The following is a 14,640-nucleotide window of genomic DNA, read 5'->3' on the forward strand; positions in this document are numbered from 1 at the left end:
ACGCCCCATGGTCAATCTCATCCCGGCAGACGTGCGCAACAGACTGAAAGGCGTGAGCATCGTCACGCGCCGTGCCGTGGGATCGCGCGGCATTGGCCTGCATCAAAGCCACAGCCGAGGCGCGGGCATCGAATTCGCACAATATCGCGCCTACGAACCGGGTGACGAACTGCGGCAGATTGACTGGAAACTCTACGCCCGTTCGGACAAATTCTTTGTCCGGGAAGCCGAGCGGGAAAGTCCCGTCGCGGTGTGGATCCTGATCGACGCCAGCGCATCCATGGCGCAGTCGGACGCAGCACGCCCGGACTATAGCCGCCTCGACGCCGCTCGTGGCATTGCTGCCTGCGTCACCGAACTCGCCTTGCGGCAGGGCGATCGCTTCGGTTACATGGCGCTGGGCGACGAAGGCCTGCGCCTGCTTCCGCCCGCGTCCGGACCACGCCAGCGCAACCGGATGCTGATCGACCTTCTGGCCATCCAAAGCGCGCGCGGCTTCCCGGCAGAAAAGCAGCTTGGTCCGATTTGGGAGCGCATCGGCGCACGTGATCTCGTCCTCTTGCTCAGCGACTGTTTCGACGAAGGCGCGATTGCCTTGGCTGAAAAACTTGCCGCTGCCGGGCGGGAAACATTGGTCATAGAAATGCTGACGGTGGCCGAGCGCGATTTTCCTTTCGATGGCGGCCATCGCTTTCGCGACCCCGAAACGACAGAGGAATTGCTGGCCGATGGTCCGGCGTTGCGGGCGGAATTCCTGTCTCGCTTCGCCGCCGCCCGCACGGCTTTGCACGCCCGGCTTGACATTGCAGGCATCCGTCACGCCACCCATTGCCTCGACCAACCGATCGACCTGCCACTGCGCGCACTGTTCGCTGCACGCGGGATGGCGGACAGCGCATGACGTTGGGTCTGTTGATTCCCGCGGCCCTTGCGGCGTTGGTTGCGCTGGTCGTCCCGCTTGCGATCCACATCGCGCGCAAGAGCGAACAGCTACGGATCGACTTCGCCGCGCTGCGGTGGCTTCGCCAGAAACCTAAGCCCCGTTCGCGTTTGCGCTTCGACGAATGGCCCCTGCTTCTACTGCGCCTCGCCATCGTCACACTGGTGGTGCTGGCCTTGGCCCGGCCATTCCTGTCGGGCCCGCCTGACCGAACGCCCTATCTTGCGATAGTACCCGGCTCATCGCTTACGCAGACGGGCGTCGATAAGGACAGCCGGGCACATTGGATCGCGCCGGGGTTTCCCTCTGTCGGTCAGCCCGCGCCGTCTGCGGATTTGCCGACTGCCAGCCTCATCCGCGATCTTGATTCAAGACTGCCAGCAGATACGCCTCTCACCATCATGGCACCAAGACAGATTACGGGCGCGGATGCCGAACGGATGCGCCTTTCGCGGAAAGTGGAGTGGCGGATCGTGGAGGGCGCAGGTTTTCACGCACCCAGTTTTTCGCCAGCCAGCGCCATTGCATTGGCCATCCGCCACGATGACGGGCATCGTAACGGGCTACGCTATTTCCGGGCGGCGGCACTGGCGTGGAAGGGCACAGCGCCTGATGTTGCCGCGCTCGATGCCCCCCTTCCTGCGCGCAGTCGGTCGATGATTTGGCTGGGTGGGGGCACCGTGCCCAACAGCGTACTGGGATGGGTCAAAGCGGGCGGCACGTCGCTGATCGCCAGCGACGCCATTTTTCCATCGGACAAGAGACGCGCCACACTTTGGCGCGATGCCCTAGACACACCATTGGTCGAAGGCATCGCACTGGGCCAGGGGCGTCTACTTCGTTTTACCCGCCGCCTTACCCCAACCGACATGCCCGAACTGGTGGAGAGCGACTTCCCAGAGCATCTGCATGCGCTGCTCTCTCCGCCGGTGCCTCCCTCCAGGGCTTTGGCAGAGGATTATGCGCCGAAGGTTGGTGGACGGTCTTATAGTCAGCCGCCGGAGGATTTGCGCAACTGGCTTGCTCTTCTGATTGCCCTGCTGTTCGCAGCCGAAAGGTGGCTGGCAACCCGCCGCAGCCGGAGCATCAGCCCTTGATGGGTGGCCAGACCCTGCGCCACTGGACCGCCCCGGCCCGCAAGCGCGCGTTCCTCGATCGACTGGCGCTCGGCTTGCCGCTGGTGATCATGCTCGCCGCTGGAAGCGTGCGTTTTGCTGGGCCGGTCGCGGCTGTTGGCATGATAGTCGTTGGCCTGACTGTCACCCTTTTCGTCGGCTGGCGGGAAGCGGCGCGGCATGATCGCGACTGGCTGATCCATAGCCTAGACCGGCGACGGGCCGATATGGACGACAGCGCCGCGCTGCTATTTGCCGATCAGGACATGATTGGCCCGTTGCAAAGACTGCAGCAGGCGCGGCTGTTCGCGCGGCTGGATGACTACAGTCCCAACATCCTTATCCCCAATTGGCATGGTCGCGCGATCCTCATCCTGTGGAGCGTAGCGGTCGCTGTGACGGCGGCGGTGCTGCTGTGGCCGCGCACCGGAGAAGGACCGCCCGACCTCGTCCCCAGCAGCGAGGGGCTGGCTATGCCGCCAGGGCAAGCAAGGTTAGTGGCGCAAAATCTGCGTATCATTCCTCCGGCTTATACCGGACTGCCCGTCCGCGACTCTGCATCGCTGGACGCGCGAATTCCGCAGGGATCGCGGATCGAGTGGACCTTGCGTTTCGATCCGCAGGCGACTGCTCCGAAGGTCGCTACGCTGGCTGGGCCTTCGCCTTCGCTGCGCCGATCCGGGGGTGATTGGTTCGCCAGTCATATTGCGAACGCGGCTTTCCTCTATCGCATCGAACCAGCACCCGGTCGCAAACTCGTTCCGCCGCTCCATCGGATCGACATAATTCCTGACAGAGCACCACATGTGCGCGCACTTAGTCCAAAGGGGGGGGTGACCATGGTTGCGCCGGGGCAGCGGAGTTGGTCGCCTGTTTTCGTCGCGACAGATGATTACGGTATCGCAACGATTGCGCGACTGCGCGTGACGCTCGCTATCGGGGAAGGCGAGAATGTGACGTTCAGTGATCGCGAGATCGCCGTGAGCGGTAGCGGCGCGGCGCGGGACAAGCGGTTTGCGCCGCGCCTCGATTTTGGGGCACTCGGCTTTGCGGCGGGTGGCGATATGGTCGTGCAACTGATCGTGCGGGACAATCGCAATCCGGCGCCACAGGAGACGCGCGGACCCAGCATTATCCTGCGCTGGCCAGCACCGAAGCAGCCCGAAAGCAGCGGGTTGCAAGGGATGGTGAACACCACCCTGCCCGCCTATTTCCGCAGCCAGCGCCAGATCATCATCGATGCCGAAGGGGTGTTGAAGCAGAAATCGCGGATCGCAGCCGACCGCTATGTCGCCCGATCAGCCGCAATCGGTAGTGACCAGCAAATCCTGCGTGGACGCTACAGTCAGTTTCTGGGCGGGGAGGAAGAGGGCGAACCCAAAGCCCCAACCGCCGATGGAGCCGACCATAGCGAGGGAGACGGCCACGACCATGGCGGACCGCCGCGCCAGCCAGCGAGTGGTTTCGGCGCGCCCGAAGATGTGTTGGCGGCGTTTGGCCATCCCCATGACAATAGTCCCGCGTCCAGCCTGGACCCGGAAACGCGCGCGATCCTGAAAAACGCAGTCGATGAAATGTGGCAATCGGAAGTGCAGTTGAAACAGGGGCGGCCCGACCTCGCCCTGCCATTTGCCTATCGCGCGCTGCGCTTTATCAAGCAGGTGCAACAGGCGACGCGTATCTTCCTGGCCAGGGTTGGCCCGGAGCTGCCGCCGATCGACGCCAGCCGACGCATGACAGGCAAGCGCGAGGGCCTTGCCAGCCGCGCGTTGCCGATCGCGCCGGTCGCGGGGCAGGACGGCCCCGCTGCGGCAGCGTGGCGGGCTTTGGGTGAAGGGCCGGACGCCACGACTGGCCCGCTGGCGCTGGATGCGCTGGCGCGGTGGATCAATGCCAACGCCGCGCGCCTGCCCGATGCGCTGGCCCTGACAGGCGCGCTGGATGCAGTGCGGCGCGATCCGGCCTGTGCATCCTGCCGCGCCAAGCTGCGTGCGGGCCTGTGGAGCGCCATGGAGCGGCCGCCCGCGCATCTGGCGCGCAGGCGGCCAGCAGATTCGGCGGGTCAGCGTTACCTGCAATCCATTTCGGGGGCGCGATGATGAACGCGAAACTGATCGTCGCCATCATTTTTGGCGCTGTTGTCCTTGTAGCGATGGCGCGATTGGTGCTGTGGCGGCGGGCGGCGGGCGATTTTGGCGGGACGACGACGCTGCGGCTGGCTGCCTTGTTGTTGCTCCAGCCGACGTGCGCGATCCTGCTGTTCCTGACGCTGTTCCCGCCTGCCGGTGCGCAGCGCAGCGGCATATTGCGGATCGCGACGGCGCATACGCCCGGCACTGCTGCGCTGGCGTCCGGGCCGCCGATCGTGATCTTGCCCGAAGCGCCAGCGATCGCGGGCGCGGCGGCGATGCCGGACCTTGCCACTGCACTGCGTCGTTATCCTGGCACGGCACGGGTGAGTATCCTGGGTGATGGACTGACGCCGCGCGATCTGGAGGCGGCGCAGACGGTTGCCGTCGATTTCACGCCGTCGTCTCTGCGCCCCGGCATCCGGCACCTCACCATGCCCCAGCCGACCGCGCCCGGTGCGCCCTTCAGGTTAGGTGGGCAGTTGGTCGGACTGTCAGGCGCGACGGCCGAATTGATCGACCCGGCTGGACGCCTGACCGATCGAGCAACGCCCGACGCTGCGGGCCAGTTCAGGCTGACCGGCACAGCGCGTGCAGCAGGCACAGCTATGTTCATGCTGCGCATCCGTCGCAATGGACAGACGGTCGAGGAGGCGGCGGTGCCGCTGATCGTCCGCGATGCGCCTGCGCCCCGCGTGCTGATAGTCGCGGCCGCCCCAAGCGCGGAGGTCAAGTTCCTGCGCCGATGGGCGAGCGACGCTGGCTTTACCGTCGTGACGCAGATGCAGGCGGGCGGTGGCATCCAACTGGGCGACGCGCCGGTCAACCTAGATGCGGGTACGTTGCGCCGGTTCGATATCGCGATTTTCGACGATCGAAGCTGGGCGGCGATCGGGGCGAAGCGCGGTGTGGTGATGGGCGCAGTGCGTGATGGGCTGGGCCTGTTGTTGCGGCCTACCGGACTGCTGGACTCTGGCAAACGTGGCCAGTGGCAAATGGCAGGCTTTACGCTTTCGGGACCAAATAGTCTGTCGCCGCTGGCCCTGCCCCCTGCGACCGACCCGGCGATCAGCGCGACGCGGCAGGGCATTGGGAGCGAGGATGCGCCGACCGACATCGCCCTGCCCGACGATCCTTTACCAGACATCAGCCGATTATCGTTGGTGCCGATGGGGACGGACAGCGTGCCGATGCTGCGCGATGGAGCGGGAACGACCATCGCTGCCTGGCATGCGGCAGGTCAGGGACGAAGCGCAATGTTCACTGTTCTGGACAGCTATGGCCTGCCACTGACCGGAAGGCGTGCGCTCTATGATGACTGGTGGAGCCAGATGTTGTCCGCCATCGCCCGTCCCGCTGCTGCGCCGTCGCCAGTCGAAGGCGTGGCATGGGCCGGTGAGCGTGTCGCATTGTGTGGCCTGTCGACGCCTTCGCGCGTGACCGCGCCCGATGGTCGCGCGGCTACAGTCCTGCCCGACAGGGGATGCGGTGCCTATTGGCCGATGATGGCTGGATGGCATAGCCTGTCTACGTCAGATGGGCCGCGGCTGTTCCATGTGCAGGCCGCCGATGCACTGCCCATCATGCGTGCTGCGCGCAATATGGACGCGATGCTGATGTTACGCGCGCCCGTGGCGAATAGGGGCATGGTATCGGACGTGCAGGAACGTCCCGGCGCATCCTGGCCCTTTGCGTTGGGCTGGTTGGTGGTGAGCGCTGTGTTGTGGTGGCTGGAACGCGCCCGGTTGGGTCGTGTCACGCGGGCGGATCAATCGGCTACGTAGAAATCCCGTAAGGCCCGAGCGTCATGCAGCGCATTATGGGGCACTCGGCTGTTTGCCGCTGCGCTGAAACCCGCCGCGTTGATCAGTTCCAGACGCAGCCCGAAATCGACCCCCGCCATCAGGCCCGGCCCTTTGACCAGCAGCGCGCAGAAATGCGCCAGATCTTCTGGCCAGTCGGCGATGATGACCGGATCGCCATCCCCCTCCAGATAGGCGGCGACATGATCGGCCGCCTCGATGCGGTTGAGTTGCAGGTCGATGCCGGGCGGAACGTGGCGCAGATAAGGGATCACATGCTTTGCCACCCATGGCTCGATCTCGTCGGGCAAGGGTAGCGTCACGTAAAATTCCTGATCGCCATGTTCAGGCACCAGCGCGACACTGAGCAGAGTGCCGCCGAAGCCGTTAAATTCCGTATCGAGAAAATAGCGCATGAAAGAAAGAACTGCCTGTCCGAAACTGCGTGAAGCGAAAGGACGGGCCGGGCGTCCGCGATGCCCTGTAGCATTTGCGTGACGGAAGCCAAGCTGCCATGCGCACAGGCGTGCGACCGATACGACAAGAAGGAACCGAATATGACGCCGCGTGAATATCTTGGCTCCGCGCTTGTGCCCGGTGGCGAGGAACTCAAACTGTATCGGCGCGGCGGCGATTTCATGATCGTGCTGGACCGCAACGAACTGATGAGCAGCCGGATGAGCGGGTCGGAAAAGGCACTCGCGGTTATGACGATCGAGCGATTGCGGGGGACGAAAGCCCCGCATTTGTTGATCGGCGGATATGGGATGGGCTTTACCCTGCGCGCGGCATTGGCGGCATTGACCGGTGATGCCCGGATCACGCTGGTCGAACTGGTGCCGGAAATTATCGACTGGGCGCGCGGGCCGATGGTAGAGCTGGCCGCTGGATGTCTGGATGATCCGCGCGTGGAACTGGTGATGGGCGATGTCGTGCCTGCGATTGCTGATGGTCAGGGAACGTATGACGCGATACTGCTGGACGTGGATAATGGGCCGGACGGGCTGACTGCGGCGGCGAATGACCGACTATATTCAGCGCAGGGGCTTAGCGCCGCCAAGGCGGCGTTGCGACCCGGCGGCGTGCTGGCAGTGTGGTCGGCGGGGTCCGACGACGCCTTTACCCGTCGGCTGCGCAGCGCGGGATTTACGGTCGATGAAGTGGTGGTCAAGGCACGGGACAATGGCAAGGGGCCGCGCCATGTCATCTGGTTCGCCCGTAAGCCGGGCTGAAGCGCCAGACCTAGATACCGCCTGAGGTGACTGGCCAGCCGCCCTGTTCCAGCGCGGCGGTCAGGTCCGTAAGGCAGGCGTCGAGGCTGGATTGCTGCGTCGATCGCACGACGAAATTGGCCCCGGTGCGGCCTTCGCGAAAGAAGGGGTAGCTGCCGATCTGGCATCCTTCATGCGCGCGCTCGGTGGCGCCGAGCAGGTCGGCAATCTCGCTTTCGGCTACCCAGCAACCGATGGTGGCGGATAGCAAAGGCGATCCGCCCTCCAGCGTGCCCGTGAGCCGATCGAGCATGCCTGCGGTGATGTGCGGCACACCCGCCATGATGAAGATATTGCCGTGACGGATGCCCGGCGCGCCCGACATGCGATTTTCGATGAGGCTGGCTCCACCTGGCACACGGGCCATGCGCAGCCGTGCGTCGGTCAATCCGCCGCGCGTTGCGTAATAGTCGGTCAGGATCGCGCGCGCTTCGTCATGGATCACGACCTCGACGCCTAGCGCGGCGGCGATCGCATCGACGGTGATGTCGTCATGCGTCGGGCCAATGCCGCCGGTCGTGAACAGATAATCGTTGCGCGTGCGCAGGATATTCACCGCTTCCACGATCGCATGTTGATCGTCGGCCACGACCCGCACTTCACGCAGGCGGATGCCCTGCACATTGAGCCATGTCGCAACCTGCGCGACGTTCTTGTCCTGAGTGCGGCCCGACAAGATTTCGTCGCCGATCACGATCAGCGCTGCGGTCCAGATGCGGGTCGGATCAGTCATGAGGCTGGCCATAGCCTGCACAGCCACGCCTGCCTAGCCGCCCTCTCGCATTATCCGTTTTCGCGTCCTATAATCGGGGCATGACCCAATATATGACAATGACGGCGGATGCGCCCACGACGCGATCGACCGCGATCAAGCTGTATGACGAGACCGGTTTTGCCGGGATGCGCAAGGCCGGACGGCTGGCGGCGGAGATACTCGACGCATTGGTGCCCCATGTGATGCCTGGCGTGACGACGGGCGAACTGGACGACATCGTGCGGCGCATGACGCTGGACGGCGGCGGGGTGCCCGCAACGCTGGGCTATCGCGGCTACACCCATAGCTGCTGCACATCGATCAATCATGTGATCTGCCACGGCATCCCTGGCGACTATCGATTGAAGGATGGCGACATCGTCAATATCGACGTGACGCCGCTGGTCGATGGCTGGCATGGCGACACCAGCCGGATGTTCATCGCCGGGGAGGCGCCGATCAAGGCGCGGCGGCTGATCGAGGTCACCTATGAATGTTTGATGCTGGGCATAGAGCAGGCCAGGCCGGGCAATCATCTGGGCGACATCGGCCATGTCATCCAGCAGCATGCCGAAAAGCATCGCTATGGCGTGGTGCGCGATTTTTGTGGGCATGGGTTGGGCCGAGTATTCCATGATAGCCCCGAGGTCGTGCATGTCGGTCGTCCGGGCACGGGTCCAGAACTGAAGCCGGGCATGTTCTTCACGATCGAACCGATGATCAATATCGGCAAGGCGGACGTGCGGATGCTGGACGACGGGTGGACGGCGATCACCCGCGATCGCACGTTGTCTGCGCAATTTGAACATTCCATCGGCATCACAGAAACCGGGTGCGAAATATTCACGCAAAGCCCGACCGGCCTAAACGCACCGCCCTATGCGTCATGACGCCAACCATTGCCCAAAAAACGGGCAGGGCGATGCGATATTGCCCTGAATCCGGGCAATATGGACAAATATTGCTGCATCACCGAAAGCATAGCCTAGCGATTCGCGAGTTGGCACGGTAATTGATTGTTAAGAGAGACGGCACCTGCCTTTGGGGGGCATGATGATCGTCGCTTGAAGGTGGAAAGGGGATGCGGGTCGCGCCCGTATCTCGTCGCGCGTCATGGGTTGGGATTAAAAAGATGAAGAAAATCGAGGCGATCATCAAGCCGTTCAAACTGGACGAGGTCAAGGAAGCGCTGCATGACGTCGGCGTGTCGGGCATCACGGTGACGGAAGCCAAGGGCTTTGGTCGGCAGAAGGGCCATACCGAATTGTACCGTGGCGCTGAATATGTCGTCGATTTCCTGCCGAAGGTAAAGTTGGAGGTCGTGGTCGACGATGCGCTCGCCGATCGCGTGGTGGAAGCGATCTGCGCGGCGGCCCAGACCGGCCGTATTGGCGATGGCAAGATTTTCATTTCCGCGATCGAAGGCGCCGTCCGCATCCGCACCGGCGAACGGGACAGCGACGCGATCTGATTTTTTAGACGATTTCTACCCGGCCTGATTGGGGTCGGCTGAAATGGGCAACCTTACCCCTTCGGGGGGGTATTTCTTAAAAGAAGGGCAACTGCACATGGCCAATACGCCAAAAGACATCCTGAAAATGATCGAGGAAAAGGAGATCGAGTGGGTCGATGTCCGCTTCACCGATCCCAAGGGCAAGTGGCAGCACCTGACCATGGTGTCGAGCGTCATTGGCGAAGATGAGCTGACGCAGGGGCTGATGTTCGACGGTTCGTCGATCGAAGGCTGGAAGGCGATCAACGAGTCGGACATGATCCTCAAGCCCGATCTGGACGCGGTCTATTTTGATCCGTTCAGCGCGACCCCGATGATGATCCTGTTCTGCGACGTCGTGGAACCCGACACGGGCGAACTGTATAGCCGCGACCCCCGCTCGACCGCCAAGCGCGCCGAAGCGTTCGTCAAATCGGCCGGTTTCGGCGACACCGTCTATGTCGGGCCGGAAGCCGAATTTTTCATGTTCGACGATGTGCGTTTCGAAAACGACTATTCGCAGAGCTATTACAAGATCGACGACATCGAATTGCCGACCAACACCGGCAAGGAATATGAAGGCGGCAACCTGGGCCATCGCCCACGTGCCAAGGGCGGTTACTTCCCCGTTGCGCCCGTCGATCCATGCACCGACATCCGCGCCGAAATGGTCACTACGATGCTGGAAATGGGTCTGCCCTGCGACAAGCATCACCATGAAGTCGCCGCTGCGCAGCACGAACTGGGCCTGACGTTCGGTACGCTGGTGCAGACCGCCGACCGCATGCAGATTTATAAATATGTCGTGTGGATGGTCGCGCAGGCCTATGGCAAGACGGCGACGTTCATGCCCAAGCCGATCGCGCAGGACAATGGTTCGGGCATGCACACCCACATCTCCATCTGGGACAAGGGCAATCCGCTGTTCGCTGGCGAAGGCTATGCCGGTCTGTCCGACATGTGCCTGTATTTCATCGGCGGCGTCATCAAGCATGCCAAGGCACTGAACGCGTTCACCAACCCGACCACCAACAGCTACAAGCGGCTGGTGCCGGGCTTCGAAGCGCCCGTTCTGCTGGCCTATTCGGCGCGCAACCGTTCCGCTTCCTGCCGTATCCCATACGGCGCGGGCGCCAAGGCGAAGCGCGTCGAGTTCCGCTTCCCCGACGCGATGGCCAACCCCTATCTTTGCTATTCGGCGCTGCTGATGGCTGGCCTCGACGGCATCGAGAACAAGATTCACCCTGGCGCTGCCATGGACAAGAATCTGTACGACCTGCCGCCTGAAGAATTGAAGCAGGTTCCAACCGTTTGCGCATCGCTGCGTGAAGCACTCAACAGCCTGGAAGCCGATTACGAATTCCTGCTGAAGGGCGATGTGTTCACCAAGGACCAGATCGACGCCTATATCGAGCTGAAATGGCCCGAAGTATATCGTTGGGAAATGGCGCCGTCGCCGGTCGAATTCGACATGTATTACAGCAACTGATCCCCTTTACGGATCAGTATGCGAGAAAGGCCCGGTCGCATCGGCGGTCGGGCCTTTTTCTTGTCTGGCATATTTTCATCCCGGCACGGCAAGGCAGGATGACGAGCGCGAAATATTAACGGGCTGCCCCTATGGATCATGCAAACCGACCCAAGCCATGGATATTGGATGCGCAGCGAACGAATGATGGCTCGACATGGGATAGAGGCTGGCCTGTCCGCCCCCTCTCCCCTGCCCGCTCTCGAAAAATTGCTGCTCGCCGCGATCTGCGCCGCTACGCTGTTTTTTGCCGTTGTGACGCCACCGTTTCAGGCACCTGACGAAAACCAGCATTATATGAAAGCGCTGCTGCTATCCGAGGGCCGGATGCTGGCGGAGACACGGGGCGGCTTGATTGGCGCCGATCTTCCGCGCGCTGCTATCGAATTGCACAGCGTGGATTTTCCGACTGATGTGCCAGCCACGGCCCGCGTTTTTGATTCCGCGATGCTGGCCAAGGCATGGACCGCAGACGCAAGCCGTCCTGGCAGGGTTTTTGCCGAATTTCCCAACGTCGCCAGCTATGCGCCGACAATTTATGCACCCGGCGCGGCAGGCCTGCTGATGGGCGATGCCATGGGGCTACCGCATCTGGGGGCATTCTATGTCGGGCGCATCATCAACGCGGTGACGGCGCTGGCCCTGTTGTGCGCTGCGCTTTGGCTACTGCCATTCGGACGAACCGCAATGTTGGGCGTCGCGTTGCTTCCTACATTTTCCTATCAGATCGGTTCGCTGTCGCCTGATGCGGTTATCAACGGCATCGCCTTTGTCGGACTGGCTCTGGCGCTACGCATCGGCTTCATCGGTAACTCTGCGCGGCGCACGACGGGACTGTTCATCATCGCGCCTATGTTGGCGCTGGCCAAAGGTGTCTATCTGCCGCTGATCGCCGCTGGCCTGCGCTGGCCAACTGGTCGCCACAATGGCCGTTTGCTAGTCCTCTTCATGGCCATGGCGATCGGCGCACTGACTTTCATTGGGTGGATGAAATATTCTGGCGGCAGTCAGGCGCTCTATCACATCATGTCTCGCAAGACGGGGGAGAGCGTGCTGACGGCTCCACTTGCGAATCAATTGGCAGTGATCCTGGGCGATCCGATCGGTTATGTTCGCATCCTGATCTCCAGCGTCGTCGAACGCGCACCGGTCTATGTGTTGCAGATCGTGGGCCGCTTTGGCTGGAACGCCATATTGCTGCCGCTGCTCGCTTATCCGCTGGCTGGGGTGATGATAGTGGCTGCAATGGCTAGCGGTGCGGGCGAACGCTTTGGCATCGGGCAACGGCTGTGGTGGATCGCCGTCGCGGTCGACACCGCACTGTTGATCGAGACGGCCATGTATCTGACCGGGACGCCGCCAGCCGCTGATTTCATTCAGGGGACGCAGGGTCGCTATTTCCTGCCATTGATGCCACTGCTGCTACTGGCATTGTCCACGGAGCGACCGATGCGCGGAGCGCGGCCGCTGTTTGCTGGCTCCGCGCTGCTGCTGCTGGCCATAGCCAGTGTCAGCGCCTTCGACAGTTTTTGGGTGAGGGGTTTCGTCACGAGCGACGGGATGCCGCCGCACAGTGATCCGCTTCGCGCGCTATTGCTACCCTCGCCGCGCTGGTAGCCAGACGCGGCACAGGGCGAGCCAACCAAGCCCCTCAATCCATCCAGCCGTCACGTCGCTGGGCCAATGAACGCCCAGCCAGACGCGACTGATGCCAATCAGAGCGATTATCGCCGCTGCCCCAAGATAAGTGACGCGGCGCCCGGCCAGCATGGCGAGCGCGCCGAATAGCATCATGTTGCCCGCTGCGTGGCCGCTGGGGAAGCTGTAACTATGCACCGCGTCGAGATGCGGCAGAAGATTTGGCCGGGGCGCGGCAAAAATCTGTTTAAGGACAAGGTTGAGTGCTGTGCCGCCCGCCATCATCGCTGCCAGCCATATCATATGCGCGCGCCTGCCCGTCCATAGCAAAGCGGGCAGCAGCACGGCGAGAATCACGAGCCGCCCCGCCGTATCGCCGATAATGGAAAAGAGCCGCATCAGCGTCGTGACATGCTGGCCGGTCACGCTGTCCCGTGCGGCCCCCGCCATGCGCATCAGGCCGAAGTTCACACCGTCCAGCGCGCCGTTCCGCTGCAATAGCGCGATCGCCAGAACGCACAGGAGCGCAAGTAAGAAAGCCCCCGCGCCCCTGACGATCAATGTGCGACGATCAGATATGGATCGCACGGCCATAAGCCGCCAGCACGCTTTCATGCATGGATTCCGAAATGGTTGGATGCGGGAATACAGTGTGCATCAGTTCCGCTTCGGTCGTTTCGAGCGTCTTGCCGATCGTATAGCCCTGAATCATCTCGGTCACTTCCGCGCCGATCATGTGCGCGCCCAACAGTTCGCCGGTCTTGGCGTCGAACACTGTTTTGGTGAAGCCTTCCGCTTCGCCCAGTGCGATCGCTTTGCCATTGCCGATGAAGGGGAACATGCCAACCTTCACTTCATAGCCTTCTTCCTTGGCCTTCGCCTCGGTCAGGCCGACCGATGCGATTTGCGGGTGGCAATAGGTGCAGCCGGGGATGTTGCGCGGGTCCATGGTGTGGGGATGCTTGCCCGCAATCGCTTCGGCGGTGATGACGCCTTCATGGCTCGCCTTGTGCGCCAGCCATGGCGGAGCGGTGATGTCGCCGATCGCCCAGAGGCCGTCCACATTGGTGCGGCACATTGCATCAGTCTTCAGGAAACCGCGATCGTCCATGTCGACGCCCATTTCCTTCAAACCAATGTCGGCGGTATTGGGAACGATGCCGATGGCGACGATCATATGGCTGAACTCGGCAGCGCTTTCCTTGCCCGCCTTATCCTTCAGCTTGGCCTTGATGCCGTTCGCGCCCACCTGAATATCGCTGACGCCAGCGCCGGTCAGGATGGTCATGCCCTGCTTCTTGAGCGCCTTTTCGAGGAAGGCGGAGACGTCCGCGTCCTCGACCGGCACGATCCGATCCATCATTTCAACGACGGTCACGTCAGCACCCATGTCGTTATAGAAGCTGGCAAATTCGATGCCGATCGCGCCCGATCCGATGACCAGCAGCTTGGTTGGCATTTCCGGCGGGGTCATCGCATGACGGTAAGTCCACACGCGCTTGCCGTCGGCGGGGGTGCCGGGCAGGTCACGGGCGCGCGCGCCGGTCGCAACGACGATATTCTTGGCCGTCAGTTCTTCGGTCTTGCCGTCCCTGGTCACGGACAGCTTGCCTTTTCCGGTCAGCTTGCCATCGCCCATATGGACAGTGATCTTGTTCTTCTTCATCAGGTGCGTGACGCCCTGATTGAGCTGCTTGGCAACACCGCGCGAACGCTTCACCACGGCGGCGATGTCGGCCGTGATATTGTCCGCTGCCAGGCCATAATCCTTGGCATGCTGCATATAGTGGAAGATTTCCGCCGAGCGCAGCAGCGCCTTGGTCGGGATACAGCCCCAATTGAGGCAGATGCCGCCGAGATTCTCCCGCTCCACGATCGCGGTCTTCAGGCCAAGCTGGGCGCAACGGATCGCGGCGACATAGCCGCCCGGTCCCGAACCCAGAACGATGACATCATAATTGTCGGCCATGG

Annotated in this window: 13 protein-coding genes; 9 read left to right on the forward strand and 4 right to left on the reverse strand. The window is 62.4% G+C overall.

Going from position 1 to position 14,640, the window contains the following annotated elements:
- Positions 1-7: 7 nt before the first annotated feature.
- From WA070_RS02055 to WA070_RS02070, 4 genes are read left to right on the forward strand one after another with little or no spacing between them, the layout of a single operon-like run.
- Positions 8-901: a DUF58 domain-containing protein gene (locus tag WA070_RS02055; RefSeq protein ID WP_422632558.1), complete on the forward strand. Its 894-nt coding sequence runs from the start codon at positions 8-10 to the stop codon at positions 899-901.
- The gene (locus WA070_RS02060; protein ID WP_422632559.1) at positions 898-2,037 is read left to right on the forward strand and encodes a BatA domain-containing protein; all 1,140 of its coding nucleotides are present in this window, start codon (positions 898-900) and stop codon (positions 2,035-2,037) included. The genes WA070_RS02055 and WA070_RS02060 overlap by 4 nt, the downstream gene beginning before the upstream one ends.
- Positions 2,037-4,154 (forward strand): DUF4175 domain-containing protein, encoded by a 2,118-nt coding sequence (locus WA070_RS02065; protein WP_422632560.1) that lies wholly within the window; start codon positions 2,037-2,039, stop codon positions 4,152-4,154. The genes WA070_RS02060 and WA070_RS02065 overlap by 1 nt, the downstream gene beginning before the upstream one ends.
- Positions 4,151-5,968, forward strand: coding sequence for a carboxypeptidase regulatory-like domain-containing protein (locus tag WA070_RS02070; protein ID WP_422632561.1), 1,818 nt, complete (start codon positions 4,151-4,153; stop codon positions 5,966-5,968). The genes WA070_RS02065 and WA070_RS02070 overlap by 4 nt, the downstream gene beginning before the upstream one ends.
- Here the strand turns inward: WA070_RS02070 and WA070_RS02075 are convergent.
- The gene (locus WA070_RS02075; RefSeq protein ID WP_422632562.1) at positions 5,953-6,402 is read right to left on the reverse strand and encodes a hypothetical protein; all 450 of its coding nucleotides are present in this window, start codon (positions 6,400-6,402) and stop codon (positions 5,953-5,955) included. The two genes, WA070_RS02070 and WA070_RS02075, sit on opposite strands and share 16 nt — an antisense overlap.
- 141 nt (positions 6,403-6,543) lie before the next feature.
- Here WA070_RS02075 and WA070_RS02080 point away from each other — a divergent pair, with 141 nt between their 5' ends.
- A complete protein-coding gene (locus WA070_RS02080; protein WP_422632563.1) occupies positions 6,544-7,218 on the forward strand; it encodes a spermidine synthase in 675 nt (224 codons plus the stop codon).
- Positions 7,219-7,228: 10 nt separating this feature from the next.
- Here the strand turns inward: WA070_RS02080 and WA070_RS02085 are convergent, their stop codons facing one another.
- Positions 7,229-7,990 carry a competence/damage-inducible protein A gene (locus tag WA070_RS02085; protein WP_422632564.1) on the reverse strand — a complete coding sequence of 254 codons (762 nt, stop codon included), beginning with the start codon at positions 7,988-7,990 and terminating at the stop codon, positions 7,229-7,231.
- 80 nt (positions 7,991-8,070) lie between these two features.
- Between WA070_RS02085 and map the strand changes: the two genes are divergently transcribed.
- The 4 genes from map to WA070_RS02105 all read left to right on the forward strand — a co-directional run bounded on the left by map (position 8,071) and on the right by WA070_RS02105 (position 12,648).
- Positions 8,071-8,901: a type I methionyl aminopeptidase gene (gene map / locus WA070_RS02090; RefSeq protein WP_422632565.1), complete on the forward strand. Its 831-nt coding sequence runs from the start codon at positions 8,071-8,073 to the stop codon at positions 8,899-8,901.
- 242 nt (positions 8,902-9,143) lie between these two features.
- The gene (locus WA070_RS02095; RefSeq protein WP_422632566.1) at positions 9,144-9,482 is read left to right on the forward strand and encodes a P-II family nitrogen regulator; all 339 of its coding nucleotides are present in this window, start codon (positions 9,144-9,146) and stop codon (positions 9,480-9,482) included.
- Positions 9,483-9,579: 97 nt separating this feature from the next.
- Positions 9,580-10,992 (forward strand): type I glutamate--ammonia ligase, encoded by a 1,413-nt coding sequence (glnA, locus tag WA070_RS02100; protein ID WP_422632567.1) that lies wholly within the window; start codon positions 9,580-9,582, stop codon positions 10,990-10,992.
- 168 nt (positions 10,993-11,160) lie between these two features.
- Positions 11,161-12,648 carry a DUF2142 domain-containing protein gene (locus WA070_RS02105; RefSeq protein ID WP_422632568.1) on the forward strand — a complete coding sequence of 496 codons (1,488 nt, stop codon included), beginning with the start codon at positions 11,161-11,163 and terminating at the stop codon, positions 12,646-12,648.
- Here WA070_RS02105 and WA070_RS02110 read toward each other — a convergent pair.
- Complete coding sequence (locus WA070_RS02110; protein WP_422632569.1) at positions 12,628-13,263, reverse strand: phosphatase PAP2 family protein; 636 nt, start codon at positions 13,261-13,263, stop codon at positions 12,628-12,630. The genes WA070_RS02105 and WA070_RS02110 overlap by 21 nt on opposite strands.
- Entirely contained in the window at positions 13,241-14,638 is a 1,398-nt protein-coding gene (lpdA, locus tag WA070_RS02115) for a dihydrolipoyl dehydrogenase (RefSeq protein WP_422632570.1), read from the reverse strand. Before lpdA ends, WA070_RS02110 begins: the two co-directional genes overlap by 23 nt.
- Positions 14,639-14,640: the final 2 nt, after the last annotated feature.

The sequence above is a fragment of the Sphingobium sp. genome (assembly GCF_049304695.1).
Lineage (GTDB): Bacteria > Pseudomonadota > Alphaproteobacteria > Sphingomonadales > Sphingomonadaceae > Sphingobium.

Bases quoted from the DNA above. Each gene is read 5' to 3' on its own strand.
- WA070_RS02055 (WP_422632558.1), top strand. From the start codon at position 8: ATGGTCAATCTCATCCCGGCAGACGTGCGCAACAGACTGAAAGGCGTG.
- WA070_RS02060 (WP_422632559.1), top strand. From the start codon at position 898: ATGACGTTGGGTCTGTTGATTCCCGCGGCCCTTGCGGCGTTGGTTGCG.
- WA070_RS02065 (WP_422632560.1), top strand. From the start codon at position 2,037: ATGGGTGGCCAGACCCTGCGCCACTGGACCGCCCCGGCCCGCAAGCGC.
- WA070_RS02070 (WP_422632561.1), top strand. From the start codon at position 4,151: ATGATGAACGCGAAACTGATCGTCGCCATCATTTTTGGCGCTGTTGTC.
- WA070_RS02075 (WP_422632562.1), bottom strand. From the start codon at position 6,402: ATGCGCTATTTTCTCGATACGGAATTTAACGGCTTCGGCGGCACTCTG.
- WA070_RS02080 (WP_422632563.1), top strand. From the start codon at position 6,544: ATGACGCCGCGTGAATATCTTGGCTCCGCGCTTGTGCCCGGTGGCGAG.
- WA070_RS02085 (WP_422632564.1), bottom strand. From the start codon at position 7,990: ATGACTGATCCGACCCGCATCTGGACCGCAGCGCTGATCGTGATCGGC.
- map (WP_422632565.1), top strand. From the start codon at position 8,071: ATGACCCAATATATGACAATGACGGCGGATGCGCCCACGACGCGATCG.
- WA070_RS02095 (WP_422632566.1), top strand. From the start codon at position 9,144: ATGAAGAAAATCGAGGCGATCATCAAGCCGTTCAAACTGGACGAGGTC.
- glnA (WP_422632567.1), top strand. From the start codon at position 9,580: ATGGCCAATACGCCAAAAGACATCCTGAAAATGATCGAGGAAAAGGAG.
- WA070_RS02105 (WP_422632568.1), top strand. From the start codon at position 11,161: ATGCGCAGCGAACGAATGATGGCTCGACATGGGATAGAGGCTGGCCTG.
- WA070_RS02110 (WP_422632569.1), bottom strand. From the start codon at position 13,263: ATGGCCGTGCGATCCATATCTGATCGTCGCACATTGATCGTCAGGGGC.
- lpdA (WP_422632570.1), bottom strand. From the start codon at position 14,638: ATGGCCGACAATTATGATGTCATCGTTCTGGGTTCGGGACCGGGCGGC.